Below are 762 nucleotides of genomic sequence, written 5' to 3' on the forward strand. Positions count from 1 at the left end.
AGTAGCCGGTGACGACCTGCCGCAGCCATTTACCCTGTTCGAGAACTGGCTGATGCATGCGCCGTCGCAGCTCCCGCTTCACGGCTTTCAACTTTGCCCGCATGCGATCGCGGCGAGACTTGCGCCTGATCTGGAACTCGCCTCGTCTGGATCGGCCGCAGATAAAGGTGAAGCCGAGGAAGTTGAAGGTCTCCGGCTTGCCGAGCCCCCGCCGCCTGCGGTTGTCCACCGCGAAGCGTCCGAACTCGATCAGCCGGGTCTTCTCAGGATGCAGCGACAGTGCAAACTCCCTGAGCCGCTCGCGCAGTGCTTCGAGGAAGTGCCGGGCCTCATCCTCGGACTCGAAGCCGACAATGAAGTCGTCGGCATAGCGCACGATGATCATGTCGCCCGTGGCCTCGCGCCGTCGATAGCGTTCAGCCCACAGATCGAGGGCATAGTGCAGGTAGACGTTGGCAAGCAGCGGCGAGATCACCGCTCCTTGCGCCGTCCCCTGATCACCGACCCTGACCGTACCTTCTTCGAGCACGCCCGCCTTGAGCCATTTCTGGATCAGGCGGATGATGCGCGGGTCGCCGATCCGGTGCTCGACGAAGCGGGTGAGCCATTGCTGGTCCACCGTGTCGAAGAACGAGCGGATGTCGGCGTCGACGATGAAGTTCACCTTGCGGTGTTCGATTCCGACCGCCAGCGCATCCATCGCGTCGTGCGCGGAGCGCCCGGGTCGGAACCCGTACGAGAACCCGAGGAAGTCCTCCTCGT

Annotated in this window: 1 protein-coding gene; it reads right to left on the minus strand. The window is 63.4% G+C overall.

Translation table 11 applies throughout. From position 1 onward, the window contains the following. Positions 1 to 700: reverse transcriptase domain-containing protein (locus IVA82_RS12380; RefSeq protein ID WP_346659671.1), on the minus strand; the 700-nt coding region annotated here is incomplete at its 3' end. Positions 701 to 762 lie beyond the last annotated feature (62 nt).

The organism is Bradyrhizobium sp. 142, assembly GCF_023074015.1.
Taxonomy (GTDB): domain Bacteria; phylum Pseudomonadota; class Alphaproteobacteria; order Rhizobiales; family Xanthobacteraceae; genus Bradyrhizobium.